At 65.3% G+C, this 20,258-nt stretch carries 21 protein-coding genes and 1 pseudogene; 7 read left to right on the top strand and 15 right to left on the bottom strand.

Annotation, left to right across the window (positions count from 1 at the left end; all coding sequences use genetic code 11):
• Positions 1-140: 140 nt before the first annotated feature.
• Positions 141-617, bottom strand: coding sequence for a cupin domain-containing protein (locus VNN77_08375; GenBank protein ID HXG51403.1), 477 nt, complete (start codon positions 615-617; stop codon positions 141-143).
• 305 nt (positions 618-922) lie between these two features.
• Here VNN77_08375 and VNN77_08380 point away from each other — a divergent pair, with 305 nt between their 5' ends.
• Positions 923-1,321, top strand: a complete 399-nt coding sequence (locus VNN77_08380; protein HXG51404.1) for a response regulator — start codon at positions 923-925, stop codon at positions 1,319-1,321.
• Positions 1,322-1,434: 113 nt separating this feature from the next.
• On the opposite strand, the gene VNN77_08385 is transcribed toward VNN77_08380, so the two are convergent.
• From VNN77_08385 to VNN77_08395, 3 genes are all read right to left on the bottom strand, one after another.
• A complete protein-coding gene (locus tag VNN77_08385) occupies positions 1,435-2,421 on the bottom strand; it encodes an ABC transporter substrate-binding protein (GenBank protein HXG51405.1) in 987 nt (328 codons plus the stop codon).
• Between the two features lie 92 nt (positions 2,422-2,513).
• Positions 2,514-2,651 (bottom strand): hypothetical protein, encoded by a 138-nt coding sequence (locus VNN77_08390; protein ID HXG51406.1) that lies wholly within the window; start codon positions 2,649-2,651, stop codon positions 2,514-2,516.
• Positions 2,652-2,677: 26 nt separating this feature from the next.
• Positions 2,678-3,454 carry a sulfite exporter TauE/SafE family protein gene (locus tag VNN77_08395; GenBank protein ID HXG51407.1) on the bottom strand — a complete coding sequence of 259 codons (777 nt, stop codon included), beginning with the start codon at positions 3,452-3,454 and terminating at the stop codon, positions 2,678-2,680.
• A gap of 105 nt (positions 3,455-3,559) precedes the next feature.
• On the opposite strand from VNN77_08395, the gene amrS reads away from it, so the two are divergent.
• Positions 3,560-4,663, top strand: a complete 1,104-nt coding sequence (gene amrS / locus VNN77_08400) for an AmmeMemoRadiSam system radical SAM enzyme (protein ID HXG51408.1) — start codon at positions 3,560-3,562, stop codon at positions 4,661-4,663.
• Positions 4,664-4,773: 110 nt separating this feature from the next.
• On the opposite strand, the gene VNN77_08405 is transcribed toward amrS, so the two are convergent.
• Positions 4,774-5,175: a VOC family protein gene (locus tag VNN77_08405; protein HXG51409.1), complete on the bottom strand. Its 402-nt coding sequence runs from the start codon at positions 5,173-5,175 to the stop codon at positions 4,774-4,776.
• A 240-nt stretch (positions 5,176-5,415) separates the two neighbouring features.
• On the opposite strand from VNN77_08405, the gene VNN77_08410 reads away from it, so the two are divergent.
• Together VNN77_08410 and VNN77_08415 are read left to right on the top strand one after the other, a co-directional pair.
• Positions 5,416-5,793, top strand: coding sequence for a DUF4168 domain-containing protein (locus VNN77_08410; GenBank protein ID HXG51410.1), 378 nt, complete (start codon positions 5,416-5,418; stop codon positions 5,791-5,793).
• Positions 5,794-6,172: 379 nt separating this feature from the next.
• Complete coding sequence (locus VNN77_08415; protein ID HXG51411.1) at positions 6,173-7,024, top strand: transporter; 852 nt, start codon at positions 6,173-6,175, stop codon at positions 7,022-7,024.
• 49 nt (positions 7,025-7,073) lie between these two features.
• On the opposite strand, the gene VNN77_08420 is transcribed toward VNN77_08415, so the two are convergent.
• From VNN77_08420 to VNN77_08450, 7 genes and pseudogenes are all read right to left on the bottom strand, one after another.
• Complete coding sequence (locus VNN77_08420; protein ID HXG51412.1) at positions 7,074-7,892, bottom strand: carbon-nitrogen hydrolase family protein; 819 nt, start codon at positions 7,890-7,892, stop codon at positions 7,074-7,076.
• 16 nt (positions 7,893-7,908) lie between these two features.
• Complete coding sequence (locus VNN77_08425; GenBank protein ID HXG51413.1) at positions 7,909-8,964, bottom strand: ornithine cyclodeaminase family protein; 1,056 nt, start codon at positions 8,962-8,964, stop codon at positions 7,909-7,911.
• Positions 8,965-9,096: 132 nt separating this feature from the next.
• The gene (locus tag VNN77_08430; protein HXG51414.1) at positions 9,097-9,423 is read right to left on the bottom strand and encodes a glutathione binding-like protein; all 327 of its coding nucleotides are present in this window, start codon (positions 9,421-9,423) and stop codon (positions 9,097-9,099) included.
• A 21-nt stretch (positions 9,424-9,444) separates the two neighbouring features.
• Positions 9,445-9,618: pseudogene (locus tag VNN77_08435) on the bottom strand (glutathione S-transferase N-terminal domain-containing protein).
• Positions 9,619-9,960: 342 nt separating this feature from the next.
• On the bottom strand, positions 9,961-10,761 hold the full coding sequence (locus VNN77_08440) for an ABC transporter permease (protein HXG51415.1): 801 nt from the start codon (positions 10,759-10,761) through the stop codon (positions 9,961-9,963).
• A 153-nt stretch (positions 10,762-10,914) separates the two neighbouring features.
• Positions 10,915-11,832, bottom strand: coding sequence for a nickel ABC transporter permease (gene nikB / locus VNN77_08445; GenBank protein ID HXG51416.1), 918 nt, complete (start codon positions 11,830-11,832; stop codon positions 10,915-10,917).
• On the bottom strand, positions 11,829-13,394 hold the full coding sequence (locus VNN77_08450; protein ID HXG51417.1) for an ABC transporter substrate-binding protein: 1,566 nt from the start codon (positions 13,392-13,394) through the stop codon (positions 11,829-11,831). Before VNN77_08450 ends, nikB begins: the two co-directional genes overlap by 4 nt.
• A gap of 145 nt (positions 13,395-13,539) precedes the next feature.
• On the opposite strand from VNN77_08450, the gene VNN77_08455 reads away from it, so the two are divergent.
• Entirely contained in the window at positions 13,540-14,862 is a 1,323-nt protein-coding gene (locus VNN77_08455) for a transglycosylase SLT domain-containing protein (GenBank protein ID HXG51418.1), read from the top strand.
• A 43-nt stretch (positions 14,863-14,905) separates the two neighbouring features.
• On the opposite strand, the gene VNN77_08460 is transcribed toward VNN77_08455, so the two are convergent.
• Both VNN77_08460 and VNN77_08465 read right to left on the bottom strand, forming a co-directional pair.
• Positions 14,906-16,006, bottom strand: a complete 1,101-nt coding sequence (locus VNN77_08460) for an amidohydrolase family protein (protein HXG51419.1) — start codon at positions 16,004-16,006, stop codon at positions 14,906-14,908.
• A gap of 71 nt (positions 16,007-16,077) precedes the next feature.
• Entirely contained in the window at positions 16,078-17,037 is a 960-nt protein-coding gene (locus tag VNN77_08465) for an ABC transporter substrate-binding protein (protein HXG51420.1), read from the bottom strand.
• Between the two features lie 379 nt (positions 17,038-17,416).
• Between VNN77_08465 and VNN77_08470 the strand changes: the two genes are divergently transcribed.
• A complete protein-coding gene (locus VNN77_08470) occupies positions 17,417-18,160 on the top strand; it encodes a 3-oxoacyl-ACP reductase family protein (protein ID HXG51421.1) in 744 nt (247 codons plus the stop codon).
• Between the two features lie 51 nt (positions 18,161-18,211).
• On the opposite strand, the gene VNN77_08475 is transcribed toward VNN77_08470, so the two are convergent.
• Positions 18,212-19,309 carry an ornithine cyclodeaminase family protein gene (locus tag VNN77_08475; protein HXG51422.1) on the bottom strand — a complete coding sequence of 366 codons (1,098 nt, stop codon included), beginning with the start codon at positions 19,307-19,309 and terminating at the stop codon, positions 18,212-18,214.
• A 108-nt stretch (positions 19,310-19,417) separates the two neighbouring features.
• On the opposite strand from VNN77_08475, the gene VNN77_08480 reads away from it, so the two are divergent.
• Complete coding sequence (locus tag VNN77_08480; protein ID HXG51423.1) at positions 19,418-20,257, top strand: CmcJ/NvfI family oxidoreductase; 840 nt, start codon at positions 19,418-19,420, stop codon at positions 20,255-20,257.
• Position 20,258: the final 1 nt, after the last annotated feature.

Genomic DNA, 20,258 nt, shown 5'->3' on the forward strand with positions numbered 1-20,258 from the left:
AAAAGCGCTTTCCGAGAGTCCGTCCGGGAACCCGGACGGTCAGGTGGGAGAGAGGCGCGCCGGCCGCGTGAGGCGGGCGGAGCGGGGCGGGGATCGACGCTCCGGCTCCGGCCCGTCTCGGCCCGGCGCTCGATTCGACCTCAACCGACGGCGTGCAGGATCCTGCCGCCGGCCTCCACGGGCTTGGCGTCGATCAGGACGAAGGCGATGACGCATGGCTCGGCGCCGCGATTGACCCAGTTGTGGATGGTCCCGCGCTGGACGAGCACGTCTCCCGCCTTCAGGTGGACGGTCGAATCGTCGAGCTCCATGTCGATCTCGCCGGACAGGACGACGGCGTAGTCGATCGAATCGGTTCTATGGTTGCGCGGGGCGACGCCGGGCACGAACTCGATCACGCGGAAGACGGTTCCGTTCTTCAGCGTCGTGCCCACCGTCCTCAGCGCCTGATCAGCCTCGCCCGTATTATCGACGGGGAAGGACTCGGTGGTCCAGACCACGTAGGCGGTCGCTCCGGGACGATTGGACACCCTGTTCTTGCAGATTTCGTCGATTTTCACCACCGCGCGCCCGCTTGCATCATGGCCGGTGACCACCCTTCGTACCTGAAAAGCCATCGCTCCCTCCCGGGCTCGCCCTTTGCGAGCCGATGGATTTTTCGAGGAAATCACGGTCAGCCCAGGCAGGCAAGAGGCCCTTCCCGTGCTGCCCGCCCGCTTCAGCCGGATCCGGTGCGGGCGAGCTCACCGGTCTCACCCACCCGTAAAAACAACCGGCGACCGGAAGATTTTCCTTGCCGCTTCACTGTCGCACCGAAACGGGACCCGAGGCGCCGTATCCCGGGACTGCTCTGCATGGCAAGAAAATACCAGGCTGCCGGACCGGTTCAGGGCTGGCATCCTTCGTGCACCGACGGGCGTGCATGCGAACCGTGACGAAGAAGATCCTCATCGTTGACGAAAACCCGGCATCCCGAAAGTCCTTCGGGGATTACATCAAAGGGCTGGGATACGAGGTCCTGGAAGCCGGCAGCGGCCCCGAAGCGGTGGAAAAGGCTTCCGCTCTCCGCCCCGACCTCATCATGATGGACCTGCGACTGCCCGGAATGCACGGCGACGAGGCCACGGCTCGCCTGAAAGCCAATCGGGCCACGCAAAACATTCCCGTCATCATCAGCACCGCATGGACCACGGCGTGCAACGTGGCCGGGCGCGTGGAGCGCGCGCTTCACGCGGGGGCCGAGGAGATCCTCTACCGGCCCTTCCAGCTGCCGGTGCTGCGTGACCTCCTGCGCACCTACCTGCAGTGCTCGTACGAATGAACGGCGGCCGCCGGGAAGAAAGCTGCCGGGCCGCAGCGAACCTGAGCTAAAACCCGCGACTGCTCGCGGGCGCCCCGGCGGCCGAGGTCGGCGCGGGCCGCTGCCGTTCCTCTTCATTTCCTCTGCAGCTGCTTGATAAACCCCGACGACTCCATCTCCTGCACGAAGCTCGGGTCGACGAAGCTCCGCGGGTCCGCGCCCGCCGCCCTGGGATTTCTCGGCGCCATGTAGTCGAGCAGCGTCCTGATGCCGGCGGGATCGGCGTAGGGCACATCCATGAGCACGGAAGTATAGTTTCTGTAGGTCCGCTCCAGACCTTCGGGGTCGGTGAACCTCGTATACTTGCCGATGATCGCCTTGGTCGTTTCCCTGTCGGACTTGATGTAGTGGATCGACTCGGTGATGGCGCGAACGAACTTCGCGACCACCGCGCGCCTGCTCCTGACGGTCGCCTCCCGGGTGACGATGCCGTTCCCGTGGAGGGGGATTTTCAGCGCCGCCATGTTGACGAGATCGCGAAAGCCCAGGCGCTCCGCTTCCTTGATGAAGGGCTCGTTCATGATCGTGAACTGGGACAGGCCCTTGGAGATGGCGGCCAGCCGCTCCGGGTTGCCGCCGGCGGGAACGATGCGGACGTCCTTTTCCGGGTCGATGCCGAGGCGCTGGAGCGAAAGCCTGAGCCCCATTTCGGAGATGCTGCCGAATCGATTGACGGAGCCCGTCTTCCCGCGCAGCTGCTCGGGTCGGGCGATGTCGGGGGAGGCGATGATATGGTCGATGAACGTCGGAATGATCGAGAGGACCATCACCGTATCGGCGCCGCCGAGCCGCGGATTGACGACGTTGGGCGCGGAGGTGACGACGATATCGAGGTCCCCCGCCACCAGCGCCTGCATTGCGGGGGGGCCGGCGCCAAAGAAGATCGGCTCCACCGTGAGCCCTTGCCTGGCGAAGAACCCTTTTTCCTGAGCCACCCAGAGCGGGGTATGCGACGCCGTCATCGCCGCCCAGCCGGCGCGCACGCGGTCCTGGGAGCCGGCCCGCGGCGGCTGGAACAGCAACCCTATCGATGCAAGGACGAGGGGGAACAATCGAAGCATGAGTCCTCCCGGAGATCTGCGCCTGCCGCCGTATCGCGCCGATTATTGCCCGCGTCGCCCGAGAAATACAAGCCGGGAACGCGCCGCGGCCATCAATCGCTCACGATCGCGCGCCAGTTGACGCGCCCGGGCTGCCGGTCGCGGTAGAACTGTTCGCTGCTGCTGATGGCGGAGGATCGGCTTGCGGGTGAAACCACGATGCAAAACAGGAAAGAACCGCATGGCTTCATAAGGCCTCCGGCTGCTCCGCGCGGAGCTATCGTGCCGCGAGCTGGATCGCCGCGGTGTAGAGCAGTTGCAGGCTCAGCACGGTCAGCGTCGCCTTTAAAGCCGCGCGGAACAGCTGCTCGGGCAGCCGATTCAGCGCCAGCTTTCCGGCGTAGCTTCCGAGGAAGCTGAACAAAACCAGACCGGCGAGGAGCGGGACGTAGGGGCCGAAGGCGAAGCCGAGCAACGCGAAGGCTCCGATCTTCAGGCCGTGCTGGATGGTCATGACGACGGCATGCGTGCTGACGAACTGATGCCGCTCTCGACACGCGGGAGCGACGAAGGCGCCGACCAGCACGCCTGTGCCGCCCACGAACATCGTGACCAGGGTGGTGACGATGCCGACCAGGAAAAATTTCACCCTGCCGGTGGAAGTGCTCTGAAGCGCGGGAGCCCAGGTCGAGGCCAGGATGAAAAGCGCGATCACGATCTGGAGGAGGTATTTCGGCAGGGAAACGACGAGATGAGCGCCCAGGGCGGCGCCGATCATCGAGCCAACGAAGAACGGCGCCACTATGGAAATCAAGGTTTGACGCCAGCTCAGGACGGCGCGGCTCAGGTTCGAGGCGAGCTGCACCACGCCGTGGATCGGGATCAGGACTGCGGGCGACAGCAGATTCGCCATGGTGGCGAGCACCAGGACTCCTCCGCCGAGACCGAGAGCCCCGGCGATCAGGCTTCCCAGGAAAGAGACCCCGCAGAGAAGGAAAAAGCCGCCGAACGAAAGATCCGTGCCCCGGACCAGGAATTCGAGAAAGCGATCCACTGAAGCCTAAACCCGTTCGTTGCCGCAGGCCAGAGTGCCATAGTCCGAAGCAAAGCACCATACGCGTCTATTTCAAAGGGCGTTCGGCCGGGCTATGCTTGACGCATGGAGACGGAGCCGTTCGATCCGCGGTGGGTCGCGGAGACCAAATACTGGCACAGGCTTCCCGACGGACGGGTGCAGTGCGACGTCTGCCCCCGGTTCTGCAAGATGAACGATGGCCAGCGGGGGTTTTGCTTCGTTCGCGCCAACCGCGGGGGCGCCGTGGTGCTTACGACCTACGGTCGATCGAGCGGCTTCTGCGTCGATCCGATCGAGAAGAAACCGCTCAACCACTACCTGCCCGGCACGGCGATCCTCTCCTTCGGCACCGCCGGATGCAATCTCGCCTGCCGGTTCTGCCAGAACTGGGACATCAGCAAGTCGCGGGAGTGGGACACGCTGGCGGATGCGGCGGCGCCCCGAACCATCGCGCGGGCGGCGCTGGAGCTGGGTTGCCGCAGCGTGGCGTTCACTTACAACGATCCGGTCATCTTCATGGAGTACGCGATCGACGTGGCGCAGGCCTGCCGTGAGGTCGGCCTCAGGTCCGTTGCGGTGACCGCCGGCTACATGACGCCGGAGCCGCGTCGTGAATTTTACAGCTACATGGACGCCGCCAACGTCGATTTGAAGGGCTTCACGGAGGATTTCTACCGCACGGTCTGCGGCGGCCGTCTGGAGCCCGTCCTCGACACCCTGGTGTACATCAGGCACGAGACACGCGTGTGGCTCGAGATCACCACGCTCCTGATTCCCGGGTACAACGATTCGGAGGCGGAGATCGACCGGATGACCCGCTGGGGCTTCGACCATCTCGGACCGGACGTGCCGTGGCACTTCACCGCTTTCCATCCCGACTGGAAGATGCTCGACGTGCCGCCGACGCCTGCAGCCACGCTGTCGCGAGCGCGCAGGATCGCGATGGACAACGGGATCCGCTACGCCTACACCGGCAATGTCTACGACGAGGAAGGCGGCAGCACGTACTGCCACGGTTGCGGGGCCAGGCTGATCGGGCGAGACCTGTACGAGATCACGGCGTGGGGTCTGGACGCCGGCGGCCGCTGCCGCCAATGCGGCGCTCCCTGCGCCGGCGTCTTCGAGGCCCGCCCGGGAACCTGGGGAGCGCGGCGGCGACCGGTCCGCCTGGCAGATTTTCCCGCCTGATCCGGCTCAACAGCGGATTTCAGCCCGACGGCGCTTCGGCGACGGCTTCCAGGCTCTGGAGATCGATCACGGTTACGGTCCGGGCGATGCTGCTGGCAACGCAGGCCCGCTCATTCGGGATAGACGATGAACTCGAGCAGGTTGGCGTCGGGGTCGCGGACGTAGAAGCTCGTCCCCTTCTGGGCACCGCCGCCGCGGCCGCCCATCCGTTCGACGGGGCCTTCGATGATCCTGGCGCCCGCCCGCGAAAGCATCTCGCGCAGGGATTGGACGCCGCCGTCCCAGACGAAACAAAAATCGCCGCAGCCGGGCCTCGCGGTCGGGCCGCGCAGCGTAAAGCGGCCGCCCTGCCACACCTCGGGGCCGTGGAAGTTGATCTTCTGGTCGCCGAAGTGAACCGAATAGCGCGGGCCCCTGCCGTTCACCGCGAACCCCAGCGCCCGGTAAAAGGCAAGCATCTCTTCGACGTTCTGAATCGGAATGGCGACGTGGTCGAATCCGCGGATGCTCATGGAACCCTCCCCGTGCGCCTCAGCCTATTTCGTTTGCCGGGAGCGGTCAAATTCATCGTACCGTTCGCCGGCAGACCCGGACTGTCGCCTTTTCCCGCCTCGGGCCTGAAGTGAAACTCATGCACATGAAACACCGCCCGGCGGGAAACGGCCCGAAAACTCGGTCAGCCGCCGTTCGGCGAGCCCGGGGCATGTCCTTTGCGTCCCACCGTCTTAACCTTTCTCGAAGGAGGGCATTCGATGGGGATTATGCCCGGCGCGGCCGTGGCCGCGATCTTTACGTTCTTCCTTTTTTCCGTTCCGTGCGTCGGGCTCGCCGCCGAAGAGTCCGAAAAGCCGCAGGCGAGCGTGAGCGACAACGAGCTCAGGGTGTTCGCCAGGGTTTACGTCGAGGTCGAAAAAATTCGCCGGACGTACGAGCCTCGGCTCAAGGACGCCAGGAACACGGAGGAAGCGAAGAAGATCCAAGACGAAGCCGCTTCGCAGATGCAAAGGGCCCTCAGCAGGGGCGGCCTCACCGCCGAGGAGTACAACAGGATTTTCGCGATCGCGCGGGCAGACGAAGGTCTGCGAAACAAGCTTCTCAACATGATCAGCGAGGAAAGAGGAAAGTCCTAGTTTTTTCCCGCCGCGGGCCGGCAAATGCTCGGCCCGCGGCGGCAGCGTGCGACACCGCCCGGTCGAATATTTTTCCGGCAGCTGCGATGCGGATGCCCTGGTCCGCGCCGCTCCCGCCAAGACCGGCCGCGCGCCCGGGGCGGTTCAGGTCTCCGGAGCCCTTCCATCGAGCGGATGACGTCGTCGATGGTTTTCACGTCCGGAACGAACCGGACGCCGAACACGATCCCGCCGACGCCGGCTTCCCGCGCCGCCGCGACATACCGGTTAAGTCGCCGCGATTCTCGCCGGTCGGGCGGCAGGCGCAACGGCCGTTTGACAAACCTCACGCAACGCCTGTACATGTCCGCAAAGCGTTCAAGACAGGGCATCCAGGTCAATGAAGGGAAGCAGGTTGATCCTGATTTTCTGGGTCGGCGTTTTATTGTCCGGCCCGGCGGCTTCAGCCGCCGAGCCTCGCCCGATCGACGGATTTTCGGATCACAGCTTCCTGATCGAAGAGGCCTACAACCAGGAACGGGGCGAGGTGCAGCACATCCTCAAGGCTCTTTACAGCAAGGACTCCCGCCGCCCGGGGTGGTCGTTCGCCGTCGAGCAGGAATGGTGGCTCTTTAACGAAGACCATCAGCTGAGTTTCAGTATCCCGTTCTTTCGTCTTCGGGACGAAGGGAAAAGGCAGCGCGGCGTCGGAGACATTGCGGTCGCTTACCGCTACCAGCTCGCGGAAGAGACCGCCAGCGTTCCTGCGGTTGCGCCGAAGTTCGGACTCATCTTTCCTACGGGAAATCGAAACGAGGGAACCGGCGACGGGGTCGTCGGCTACGAGTGGAGCCTGGCGGCCAGCAAGAAGGTGGCTTCGCGTTGGGCCGTCCACGCCAATCTCGGGCTGACCTATCTTCCCAAGGTCAGAGCTCGCCTGGACGATCCTCGAAGGCTCTCGCCGAAGCGATCTTTGGTTTCCTACGATATCGGTGCCAGCACCGTCCTCGCGCTTTCGTCGAACATCCACCTGCTGCTCGAATGGGTCGGAGAGCTCGAACAGGGAATCGACGATCGAGGCAAGAAGGAGCGCGATTTCAAAGCAATCCTCTCTCCGGGCATTCGCGCGGCGATCGTCAATCAGGAGCGGCTGCAAACGGTCGTCGGCATCGGAATTCCGGTCGGGGTTTCCAGGGCCGCCGACAAGATCGGCGCGCTCCTGTACCTTTCAGTCGAGCACAAACTTTTCTAGAGGCGCGACAGAATCGCCGCGACGAGGACAGGCACGCCTGCCCGACCCGCTATTCGTTTCCCTTCATTCGATCGTAGACGTCCGGCCTGCGGTTCGCGAGCAGGGGAAGCTGGTTGCGGACTTCCGTGATCAGGGAGAGGTCGAGCTCGACGATCTCGACTCCCTCGCGCTCGTCCATGTCGAGCAGGGTGCGGCCGAGAGGGTCGGCCACCATGCTGTGGCCGATATAGATGTTGCCCACCTGATCGGGAGCTATTACGTAGCAGCCGTTCTCGAGCGCCCGCGCGCGGATCATCGTCCGCCAGTGCTCCAGCTTGAGGTCTCCCTGGACCCAGCCCGACGGGGCGGCGAGCGCGTCGGCGCCCTTCAGGGCGAGCAGCCGGGCCACCTCGGGAAAGCGCAGGTCGTAGCAGATCATCATGCCGAAGGCCGCCCCGCCGGCTCGAACCGGAGAAGCCAGCTCATCGCCCGGAGCGAACTTGTCCGATTCCTTGAAGCCGAAGGCGTCGTAGAGGTGGACCTTTCTGTAGGCCGCCGCGAGGTTTCCCGAAGGTTCGATCCAGACGGCGGTGTCGTAGACGCGGGAGGACTTGCGCGCCGGCGCGGATTCGTAGAGGGTCGCGACGATCGAGATCCCCGTTCGGACGGCGGCCTCGCCGAGGGACGAGACGAACGGGCCGTGCAGCGGCTCCGCCAGAGCGCAGAGCTCCTCCGCGGACTGGCCCGCGGGCGAAAAGGCCATGAGGAACTCGGGGAAGACGACGAGCGACGCGCCTTTGCTCTTCGCCTCGCCGATGAGCTCCCGCGCGAGGCGGAGGTTGGCCGCTTTGTCCGTCGAGGACCTTACCTGGGCGAGGGCGACGATCATGAATTCCGAGAGACGGTCAGGTCTCGAGGACCCGCCCGAGCCCTTTTTCCTTCGCCCTTTCGTAAACCAGCGCGCCCAGCGCGACGTCGGCCACGCCCTGTCCGGCGTTGTTCTTGTAGAACGTGATCTGATCGGGCCTGCTGCGCCCGTCCTTCTTGCCGGCGAGAATCTCGCCGATCTCGATCAACTGGTCCCAGCGGATCACGCCGCGCTGCACGGGATCGTAAATGTCGGCCTGCTCGTCCTGGACCGCCTGCTGAATCGAGACGATGCCGTGAACATGGCTGCGCGCGAGCGTGGCGTCGTCGATCTCGCGCCGCTTGGCCGGCGCAAAACCGCCTTTGACCAGTCCGACGTTGCTGCCGACGATCGTGGTCACGTGCTGGCCGGGCTCGAGCCAGTCGCCGTCGAAAACCGGCACGCTGGAGTTGGTCGCGCAGAGGACGATGTCGACGCCGCGCACCGCCTCGCGCGGAGTCGGGACGGGCGTGATGTCGATGTTCAGGAGCGGCCCCATCTGGTCGGCGAATTTGCGGCAGTTCTCGGGCGTGCGGCTGTAGACCTTGACCTCGTCGATTCTCCTCACCTTCGTCAGGGCCACGAGGTGATTCTTCGCCTGCCCGGCGGAACCGAAGATTCCCAGGCGCCGGGCGTCGTGGCGCGCGAGCAGGTCGGTGCCGACCGCGCTGGTCGCGGCGGTGCGCAGCCCGGTCACCGCAACGTTGTCCGGCAGCTCCGCGCAGGTGATCTCGCCGACGATCAACGCCTTCAGCTCGCCCTCGGCGGAGTCGTAGAGCACGGTCACGGGGTGATTCAGCCGCGGATACTCCTGGTGGTCGGCCATCGGTTTGACCCACTCGCAGTGGGTCATGAGTCCCGTGGCATGCGCCGCCGGGACGCCTCCCTGATGAACGCTCACGCGCACGCCGGTGGGGATATGGATGCGGCGGCGCGGCGCGTTGAGCTGCGGGTTTTCGCCCCATTCGCGAAAGCCAGTACGGACGGCCTCGATGGCCTGTTCCATGGGGACGATGCCCCTCAGATCGCCGGGCAGGATCAAAAGCGGGTTCATGCCGCTTACATTCTCACGGAACGAGCGGAGAGGCAAATCGGGACGGCTCGCGGCGGTTCGGGCGAAAAACGACCGAGGACCGAAGACCGGGAAGAACGGCCCCACTTCGGTATCGTCGGAATCCCCCGGTGGCTAGAGAGTCGCGGCGACGGCCGGCCGGGCAATCAACGCCTCGCCCCAGCGCCTGAGGTTGGGCAGGTTGTCGTCGATCGTTACGCCATAGCGGTCCCTGCGCACGTAGAACGGGATGAAGGTCACGTCGGCGAGGGAGTATTCTCCCAGCAGATACTCTTTCCCCTCCATCGCCGAGTCCAGGGTCTTCAGATGACCCATCATCTTTTCCATCGCCTTGTCGGTATCCTTGCCGTAGCGCAGGTCGTGAGCCGCCGCGTGAACGCGAGTGTTGAAGAAATCGATCCAGATCCGCGCCCTGGCGCGGGAGTAGTGGTCCGCCGGCATGAGCCTGATCTCGGGATATTTTTCGTCGAGATATTCGTTGATGACCGCGGACTCGTAGATCACCGCGTCGCCGTCGACCAGGACCGGCACCTTGGCGTACGGGTTGAGCTCGAGCAGTTCTTCAGGTTTGTTCTTGAGGTCCACCTCGATCAGCTCGTGGGCGATCTTCTTCTCTGCCAGGACAATCCTTGTCCTGTGCGCGTACGGTCAGGTGTGGCAGGAGTAGAGCTTCATGGTCACCTCCCCGGCAGACCCTTATCACCGGCGAAGGCGGGACGCAAGAAAACGGCGTGGAAAACGACCGAAGCCCGAGGACCGGCGACCGCGAAGGGCGTTTGCCCGCGCCAAGACGCAAGAGGTCCAAAAACCCGGTATTTCGTTCTTTGCGGTGCTCGGCGCTCGGGGCGCGGCTCCCCCGATTCGAACCGTTTTCTCGGAGATGCGAGTAACGAGACCCAGGAGAGATTCGTGCCTTCTGGAGGGCGGCCGTTCAAACGTTCAAAAGTTCAAGGTCTGGTTCAAGTAAGGAAAACCGGCCTAGGAACCTTGCAGCCGGTTCTGGAGCTCGTCGCCGACCAGGTTGAGGCCGAGCACGGTGAGCATGATCGCCAGTCCCGGGTATGCGGTCAAATGGGGCGCGACCAGCAGAAACTGGCGTCCCTCGTTCAGCATCGAGCCCCATGAAGGCGTCGGCGGCTCGACCCCCAATCCGAGAAAGCTCAGGCTCCCCTCGGCGATTACCGCGGCGGCCAGGCCGAACGTCGCCTGCACGAGCAGCACAGGCAGAAGGTTGGGCACGATATGACGCAGGACGACGAGATACGGGGGACAGCCCATCGCGCGGGCGGACTGAACGAACTCGCGCTCTCGCAGCGAGAGGATTTCGCCGCGAACCAGACGCGCGTAGCCTGTCCAGCCGATGAGGCAGAGCGCGAGAACGACGTGTTGCAGGCCCGGCCCGAGCGCCGCGGTGAAGGCGATCGCGAGAAGAATGCCGGGGAAGGCCATGAGGATGTCCACGGCGCGCATGGCCAGCTGGTCGACGATTCCGCCGCAGTAGCCGGCGGCGGAGCCGATTACGAGCCCGATGGCGAGCGAGACGACGACGGTCGCGAGGCCGACCGAGAGCGAGATCCGGGCCCCGTAAAAAATCCGGCTCAGGACGTCCCGCCCGAGCTTGTCCGTTCCCAGCAGGTGCTCGGGGGAGTAGAGAATCAGATCCTTTTCCAGGTCCTGGCGCGCCGGATCGTAAGGGGCGAGCAGCGGCGCGAGGAGCGCAGCCGCGGCGAGCACGGCCAGGAGCGCGCAACCGGTATAGAGCCAGAGCCTACTCCGCATGTCCGGTAAGCTCGCAAGCAGACGAACCCCGTATCGTGGTTGCCGGTTTCCGCCGACGTCCGACGTCCGACCGCCGAAGACGGCGGTGCGGGTCTCGTCGCCCGGCGTTCCGAGTCCAGGGCACAACCGGCGCTCGTCTGCCATGAATTTTCTTCAATAGGTGATCCTCGGGTCGATCCAGCGATAGACAAGGTCGGTCAGAAAGTTGACCGCCAGGTACGAAACCGCGATCACCAGCACGCATCCCTGGACGAGGGGATAGTCGCGCGTCTGAATCGCCTGGACCGTCAAGCGGCCGATCCCCGGCCACGTGAAGATCGTCTCCGTGATGATCGAGCCGGCGAGCAGGCCGCCAAACTGCAGCCCGAGGATCGTCACGAGCGGGATCAGCGCGTTGCGCAGCATGTGCCTGGTCCAGACGACGGTCTCGCTCAGCCCCTTGGCGCGCGCGGTTTTGACGTAGTCGTCGTTCGCGATCCGGAGCAGGCTCGCCCTGAGGATCCGGGTCACGGTCGCCGCCATGGCGGTCCCCAGGGTCAGCGACGGGAGGATCAGGTGCGCGAGCCCTCCGCGGCCCGACACCGGCAGCCAGCCGAGCTGGATGGAAAACACGATCATGAGCATCGGGCCGAGCCAGAAGGTGGGAAAGCACAGGCCGAGAAGCGAAAAGAGCAGCGAGGAGCGGTCGATCCAGGTGTCGCGGCGGGCCGCCGCCAGGAAGGCGAGGGGGAAGCCGATCAGCAACGCGACGGCCATGGCCGCCAGCGTGAGCTCGAGAGTGGCCGGCAGCCTCGCCGCGATCAGGTCCGCGACCGCCGCCTGCTCGTAAAGCGAGCGTCCCAGATCGCCGCGTGCGAGCGCGGCGAGAAAGGCGACGTATTGGCGGGCGAGCGGGCGGTCGAGGCCGAGCGCGCGCCGCAGCTCCTCCTTGTCCGCCGCGGTCGCGGTCTCGCCGAGCATCACCTCTACGGGGTCTCCCGGGACGGCGTGCATCAGAAAAAAGACCAGTGTCAGGACGCCGAGCAACGCCGGAAGGACCAACGAGAGTCTGTGGATCAGATAGCGCTTCACCGCGAATCCGCCGCATCGAGGAACGCATTCTTGAAGAATAGAAAATCGCCGTTCGGGTAGGGCTCGACGCCCCTGAGATCCGGCCGGCTCACCACGACGTTCTTCCACCACCACAACGGGATGTACGGCAGCTCCTCGGCCAGCAGGCGCTGGACGCGGCGGTACACGGCCTTCCTTTCCTCGCGTTCGAGCGAAGCCCGCCCTCGCTCGAGCAGCCGGTCGAGCTCCGCGTTCGCGTAGCGCCCGCGGTTGTCGCCGTTGGGCGGAACGCTCGAGGAGTGGAACAGGTTGTAATAAATGTCGGGATCGAGCACTCCCACCCAGGCGAGCGAGAACAGGTGGAAGTTGCCCCGGCGCACGTCGCCGTAGAACGTGCCCCACTCGTAAGCGCGGACGTCAAGCTCGATGCCGACCCGCTGGAGCTGCTCCTTCAGCGCTTCGGCGATTCGCCGCCGAAGGTCGATGTTGGTGGTCTTGAACGAGAGCCTGAAGCGCGGGCGCGGACCGTCGCCGTCGGGATCGCGAAAGCCGGCGCGGTCGAGGAGCGACCGGGCCTTTTCGGGATCGTAGGGCCGCTGGGGGACCGAGGGGTCGTAGGCCCAATGGAGCGGCGAGAGGAGCCCGGTTGCGGGGGCGGCGAGGTTCTTCAGCAGATGGCGGATGATCCGCTCGCGGTCGATGGCGTAAGCCAGAGCCTGCCTGACCTCCCGGCGCCCCAGGATCGGGTGCGTGAGGTTGACGCCGACGTACTGGAACGTGGTTCCCTGGCGCGTCTCGATCGCCGCCGCGGTGTTCCGCCTCAGCCACGGCAGCATGTCCGGCTCGATGTCGTTCTGCAGCAAATCGATGGTGCCCTTCTTGAATTCCAGTACGCGGACCATCGCATCCGGGACGGCGTGGAAGGCGAGGCCGTCGATCCGCGGCCGGCCTTCCCAGTAACGCGGGTTGGCGCGCAGCACGACTTTCTCGCCGGGACGGATCGTTTCCACAATGAAAGGGCCTGAGCCGGGAGGCGGCCTGTCCGGTTGCGCCGGGGTGCCGGCGGGGACGATGCCGATCGTGCACTGCTCGAGAAACGGAGCATGGGGCGCCGACAGGCGAAAGCGGACCCCGTACGGACCGGCCTCCTCGACGGAAGCCAGCGGCCCGAGCAGCGCCCGCTTGGAAGAGCGCGTGGCGGGATCGAGGATGGAGTCGTAGGTGTACTTGACGTCGCGCGCCGTGAGCGGAGTGCCGTCGTGGAATACGACGCCGGGACGGATCTCGAAGAGATACGTGCGCTCGTCGATCTTCCGCCAGGACGTCGCGAGATCGGGACGGAGCTCCGAGTCGCGCTCCGGACGGAGCAGGGCGCTGTAAACGAGCGCGCTCACGCGCGAAGAGTTGGCGTCTGTGGTGAAGCGGGGATCGAGTTGCCCCGGGTAGCTCTCGATGCCGACAGAGACGTAGCCCGGCGGTTTTTGCTCGGCGCTCCGGAAGAAACAGCCGCCGGCGAAGGCGGCGAGCGCCGCCGAGAGGCAGAGAGAACCGAAAATCAACCGCGCGATCAATGAAACGATCAACGAAAGTTTTGACTGACCATAAACCTTTTGTTAGCATGGGTCAAATTTTCGCGCGCTCGGTACGCCGCGAAAAGAAAAAACGGGGGCGCGAGCGAATCCGACAGCGCTCGCGCACCGCCGGATTCGACGATGAACGGTTGCAACCATGGGTGAGCTCGCGGGAAGAGCAGGCTGGGATGATCGGCCGGCGGCACGGGCGTGCGCGCCCCGCCAGGAGGCGCGGCGCGCGCACGCGTCGTTCGGCGGGCGGCTCGGGCTATTTCTGATCCTCGCGTTCGTGGCCGGTTCTCCGGACGGCGCAGGCGGCGCGGAGCCTTTTCCCGTCCCGCCCGGGCTGGAGCAGACCGTCGAGTTCTGGAAACAGGTTTTCACCCGGTACAGCCGCGACGAGGTGGTGCTTTACGACCCGCAGGATCCGGTGACGATCTACAAGGTCCTTACGGCCCCGGACACCGAGCAGGGGCGCGCGCTGGTGGAGCGCGAGCGGCAGCGGGTTCTCGCCGAATACGATCTCACGGATGAGGACGGTCGCGTGAAGGCGCAGCGCGGCGCGAAAGAAAATTTCGCCGCGGGACTCAGGAACTCCGGGAAGTACATCGAGGCGATGAAAAAGATTTTTCGCGAGGAAGGCGTTCCGGAGAATCTCGCCTACCTGCCTCTGGTCGAGTCCGCTTTCAACGTGCGCGCGCGCTCGAGCGCCGGCGCGGTGGGGATCTGGCAGTTCATGGCCGAGACCGGGCGGAAGTTCCTGCGCGTAAGCCACCTCGTCGACGAACGCCGCGACCCGCTGGCGGCAACGAGGGCGGCAGCGCGGCTCTTGAAGCAGAACTTCAGTATTCTCGGGGACTGGCCGCTTGCCATCACTGCTTACAACCACGGGACCGAGGGCATCCTTCGGGGCATCGAGGCGGTCGGATCGCGCGATCTCGTGGAGCTGATCCGGCGTTATCGCTCGCCGACGTTCGGCTACGCTTCGAAGAACTTTTACGCCGAGTTCGTTGCGGCTCTGGACATCGTCCGCGACCGGGAAACCTACTTCCCGGACCTCCGGCCGCACCAGCCGGTGGTGCTGGCGGAGCTGGAGCTCAAGCGCAGGCTTCCGCTGCGCCTGCTGCTCGAGCGGGCGCGCGTCAGAAGCGAGCAGTTTTTCGAGTGGAATCCGGCGCTGAACCCCGGCGTGAAGGAATTGCCGCCGGGTATCCGGATCAAGGCGCCGGCGGAAACGGCCCGGCAACTCGCCTCGGTCCATCAGACGCTCGCTGCGGGAAGCTCGCGGAAGGATTCGGTTTCGGCCGCCCGAAAAAAGGCCAAGGAGCCAAGGATCGTCCATCGGGTGGCGCGTGGCGAAACCCTGTCCAAGATCGCCCGCCGATACGGCATCTCGCCGGCGGCGATCCGGCGCGCCAACGGCTTGAACAACGACCGGGTGTTGATCGCGGGCACGCGGTTGCGCATCCCGCAAGGCTGAGCCGCCGTGCCGGCCGCACCCGCCCGGGCCTCGAAGGCGGAGGCTACGCGCCGACGGCTTTCTTCGTCTCGCCCTTCTCGACCCGGGCTCGCAGCCTCGGGTAGAACCGCAGCGGGTTATCCCAGAAGATCTTTCGTTTGAGATCTCCGCTGACGTCGGTTCGCTCGATCAGCGTCGGGATATCCCGGTTGAAGTCGCGCTGGTCGCGCTCGTGCGGATAATCGGACGCCCAGAGCAACGCGTTCTCGTTCGCCACGCGGGCAGCCAGCGGAAGCGCGGACTCCTCGACCTCGACGGCGAAAAAGATGTTGCCTTTCCTGACGTACTCGCTCGGCTTGAGCTTGCATCGAGGCGAGTAGATGCCCTTGCGCTCCTGCTCCTCGTCCATCCGGTCCATCATGTAAGGAACCCAGCCCACGCCGCATTCGATGCAGCCGAAGCGGAGATCCGGGAAAAGCTCGAACACGCCCTCGAACACCAGGCTCACGAACTGGCGCAGCTGCGCGAAAGGATGCTCGAGCGTGTGGGCGACGGTGAAGTTCGCGACGAGGTCGAGCCCGAGATCGGGGGCGCTGAGCCCGCCGTGGGTCGAGATCGGCACGTCGAGCCTTTGCGCCTCTTCCCACAGGGGGTAGAATTCCGGCCCGCTGTAGAGCCGGCCGGCGGGCGCCACCGCGGGCAGGACTCCGCCCACCATCCCCAGCTCGTTGACGCAGCGGCGAAGCTCCCGGACCGCCTCCGGGATGTCCTGAACCGGCAAAAGCGCCACGCCGACCAGCCTCGGGCTCACTTTCATGAACCTGTGGTAGAGCCAGTCGTTGTAGGCGCGGGCCATGCATACGGCCCAATCCCTGTCCTGAATGGCGGCGTGCGTGAGACCCTGCGTCGGATAGAGAACCGTAAGCTCGATGCCGTTCTTGTCGAGGAAGCTCAACCAGTGCTGCGCGTCGGGGCCGCTGCCGCCGCCGGCCCAGCCGCCGGGCTTGCGGAGCGAGCGTAGATAGCCGTCCATGGTGAGCCCGGGCCAGAACGAATAGCTCTGGTGCCATTCGAGATCGCGATAGGGGGGTCCGATGAACTCGCGCAGCTCCGAGTCGAGCTCCATCACGTGCCCGTCGGCGTCGATAATGCGGTACTCGGACATAAACCCTCCTCCCGGAACCTTTCAACGCGGCCCGGCGTCGCGCGGCGCGAAGGGCCGGCGGACCGGCGGCTTCAAGTATTTCTCGTATTTTCCGTGAACAGCTCTTCGACGGTCAACGGCCTTGCGAGCATTCCCTGCTGCTCGGCGAAAGTGATCATCGTCTGGACGTCGTGATAGTTCTCTTTGAATCCCTGGTAGAAGGGGTGCTTGCCGAAGAACTTCCGCTCCTCTTCGAGGTAGGATCGACCCCAGGCGAAGCTCAGGCGATGCGGCTGCTGCATGAACTCGTCGTAGGCGCGCCGTGACGCCATGAAAGCCTCGTAGAGGCTGGTCGCCACCCAGGGGTCGTTCTTCAGGATCTCGGTCTTGATGACGATCGGGTGCATGATCGGGAAGATGCGGCTTTTCTGGTAATAGGCCCGCTCTTCCTTCTCGACCTCGGGAAACAGGCGCGCCACGGTTCCCTCGCCGCGGAGCCAGGCCTGAGGCAGGTCGGGCTCGGCCTCGGCATCCACCTTGCCCTGGAGCAAAAGGTCCTCGAGACGCCATCCGCCCTCGACCCGCTCGATCTTGATCGCCGGAGGCAGGCGCGACCCGACCGGCTCCTGATTGACGATCACCCAGGTCACGTCGGTTACCGGGAGCCCGTAGGTGTTGTGGAACATCCCCTTGGTGACCAGCGCCAGCGTGTTCTCGTAGCTCCGCAGGCCGATCCGGGCGCCCTTCAAGTCGGAAGGGCGGGTGATGCCGGAGCCGGCGCGGACGAAACAGAACTTGTGGGTGAACATGCGACGGGGGAAAAAGGGTATCGCCTGAAACCAGGCCACGTCCTGACTCCTGGCGACCAGGTACGAGGACATCGAGAATTCGCAGGCGTCGTATTCGCCGTAGCGGTACATCCGCTGGTGGCGGAGGCCGCTCTCGACCGTGATCAGGTTGAGGTCGATGCCTTGCGGCTGAACCTTACCTTCGCGCAGCGGTTGCAGGTAATCGTACTGGTCGCACGCGACTGTGAGCTTGAGCTTCGCCATCCGGTCCTCCCCGGCGCGGCCGCGCCGCCGAGGGGCATCATATGACGCTCGGACGAGCGAAGTCCAGTCCCCGCGGCATTTGTTCGAGCCGTACCAGCCGTTCGCCCGCCGCGCTCCGTTCCAGCCGGCGCCGCAAAGAGCGCCGCAGCTCGAAAGTTCCGGGGAGAACGACCGAAGACCGGCACGAGCGAGACACCGGGATATCGGGCCTGAGGCGGAGATCGTCAAGGGGACCGGAAACCGGAAAGTTTCCCTGGGGTCCCCGGCGGGCCAGCGCGGTCGGTCTTCTGCCCACGGCCGATCTGTCGGAGCCCGCTCGGTTTGACTCCGGGCAGACGCGGTGCTAAGGCCGAGAACAACGATTTGCGCGGAGGGACGTATGCGTTTCCGGGACAAGTCGGTGATCATCACCGGCGGCGGAGGAAAGATCGGAAAAGCCTACGCGATCGCGTTCGCGAAGGAAGGCGCGAAGGTATGCCTGCCCGATATCGCTTCCGCCGACCATGTGGTCAAGGCGATCCAGGACATGGGCGGCACCGCGATCAGCATGAGATGCGACGTGAGCGACGAGCGCAGCGTCAGGGACATGGTCGACGAGACCGTGCGTCGCTTCGGCACGGTCGACGTTCTGGTGAACAACGCGGCCTATTTCATGACCGTCTGGAAGGGGCCGTTCTGGGAAATGTCCGTCGAGGAGTTCGACAAGGCGATGGCGGTCAATCTCCGCGGAGTATGGCTCTGCGCCAAGGCGGTCGTGCCGTACATGCAGAAGCAACGGCGCGGCAAGATCATCAATATCTCCTCGAGCGTCGCGCTCACCGGCAACCCCAACTACATCCATTACGTCACCTCGAAAGGCGGCGTGATCGCCATGACGCGAGCGATGGCGCGGGAGCTGGGCGAGTACAATATCTGCGTCAACGCGGTCTCGCCCGGGTTCACGGTAACCGAGGGGCGGAAGGTCGACCCGGAATACGAGCGCATCCGCAACGAGGCCCGCTGCTTCAAGCGGACCCAGGTGGAGGCGGACGTTGTGGGAACCGTGCTGTTTCTCGCTTCTTCCGACAGCGATTTCATGACCGGGCAGCTGCTCAACGTGGACGGCGGAGGATTTTTCCATTGACCCCGCCGGACCGCGCGGTCCGGAAAGCGCCGGCGCGGCTCGGCGCCCGCTTCAATCGCGGATGTTCTGGGTGAACCACTCCAGCGGGAGCGGGTGGCCCAGCCCGCGGCTCCTGGCGAGGTTGTAAGCGGTGCCGCCCACGGCCGCGAACTGCAGCCCCTGCGTTCCCTGGTTGTTGAGAAAGGTGATCTGGCGGTCGTCCGCGCGACCGACCCAGCGGCCGGCCATGATGTCGGGCACGGTGCCGACGTTGGGGTTGTCGATCTGATGATACGGGGCGGCCGGGATGCGGCGCTTCTCGTCCTCGCTCCCCGCGATGTACCCGAACATGCCGTCGCTTCCCGTCGTGACCTCCCGCACGGAGCGGTCGGCGAACAGCGTCGAGGTTCCGAGACGGGCGATCACGTCGGCGCGCGCGAGCACGTCGGGCCCGGCCTCGTTGTTGCGCACGTTGTTGATGTGCATGCCGGGCTCCAGCCATTCGGCCTTGATGACGGGCACGAGCGAGTCGGTGGTGAGCGACACGATGTCCGCGCCGCGCAGGGCCTTCTCCGGGGAGTCGACCGCAACCACCTCGATCCCCAGCCTCTCGCGCATCTCGCTCGCGTAGGCCTCGCGGTTTTTTCGCGTCGGGCTGAAGACGCGGATCGATTCGATCGGCCGCACCTCCTTGATCGCGAGCGCGTAGGTCCGCGCCATGCCACCCGAGCCGATCATCGCCATCACCCGCGAGTCCTTGCGCGCGAGGTACTTGGTTCCGAGGCCCGCGCAGGCGCCGACCCGCATGTGCTGGAGGTAGCCGTCGTTCATCAGCGCCAGCGGCTCCGCGTTGCGGGTGCTGAACAGGAAAATCAGCCCGCAGTAGGTGCCGCGGCGGATGCAGTACTTGTCCTCCACGAGAAAACCGTCCTGCTCCTCCCAGGCGAGCATGTCGGACTTCATGCGGATGGCGAAGACGCCGAGCTTGCGGGAGGCTCCCTCCATGGTTCCCCAACGGTAGTAATGCGGCTCGTGGGGCACGTAGAAATCGATTCGCGGGCGATAGCCGGCGCGCTGCTCGTTGAGCTCCCGGTAAGCATCCTCCATCGCCTCGAGACAGAGCGGCATCGTGAGAACCTGCTGGATGTGCTCGTTGGTGAGAAAAATCACGGTCCCTCCTCTCCTGCCGCGCCCCGCGCGCGATTGACAAGCCGTTTTCGGCGCTGGTATAGCCCTTCCAGCCGCCGATGTAAAGGCGTTCCGCGCAGGAGGTGCCCGATGGCGTCCGCCGAACCGCAGGGTTCACCCGATCTCGTCCGGGCCACGCTGATGTATCTGATCGACACGGGGCAGAAGCCGGTGAGCGCGTCGCGCGGGCGCGGCACGTCCACCGAGCACACCGGGCGCTACGAGGAGCGGCCGGTGGCGATCCGCAACGCGCGACCCCTGCGGGGCCTCCTCTCGCTCGAGCGCGAAGGCTTCGTTCTCGTCGACCACGAGACGCGCGTCAAGGATTTTTACGACGAGGAAGAGGTGCGTTCGGTCTATTACCCGGAGATGGAGCGGCTGGTGAAAGAGCAGACCGGAGCGGCGCGCGTGGTGATCTTCGATCACACGCTGCGCGCGGAGGACGAGTCGACGCGAGCGGAGAGGCAGACCCAGCAGCCGGTCCGCCGGGTGCACAACGACTACACGAATTGGTCGGGACCGCAGCGGGTGCGCGACATCCTGCCGCCGCGCGAGGCCGAGGAGCTGCTGCGCCATCGCTTCGCGGTCATCCAGGTCTGGCGCCCGATTCGAAATGCGGTTTGGACCTCGCCCCTGGCGGTCGCGGACGCGCGCAGCCTTTCGGTCCAGAACCTCGTTCCGACCGAGCGGCGCTATCCCGATCGCGTCGGCGAGATCTATCACATCACCTACAGCCCCGATCACGCCTGGTACTACTTCCCGGGAATGGCGCGCAACGAGGCGATCGTCTTCAAGACCTACGATTCCGCTGTGGACGGGCGCGCCCGCTGGACGGCGCACGCGGCGTTCGACGATCCGGCCTGTCCGCCCGGGGCGCCGCCGCGCGAGAGCATCGAGGTGCGGACGTTCGCTTTTTTCGCCCCGGCCTGAA

It is taken from the genome of Candidatus Zixiibacteriota bacterium, from assembly GCA_035574315.1.
In the GTDB taxonomy this organism is placed as follows: Bacteria; Desulfobacterota; Binatia; order UBA9968; family UBA9968; genus DATLYW01.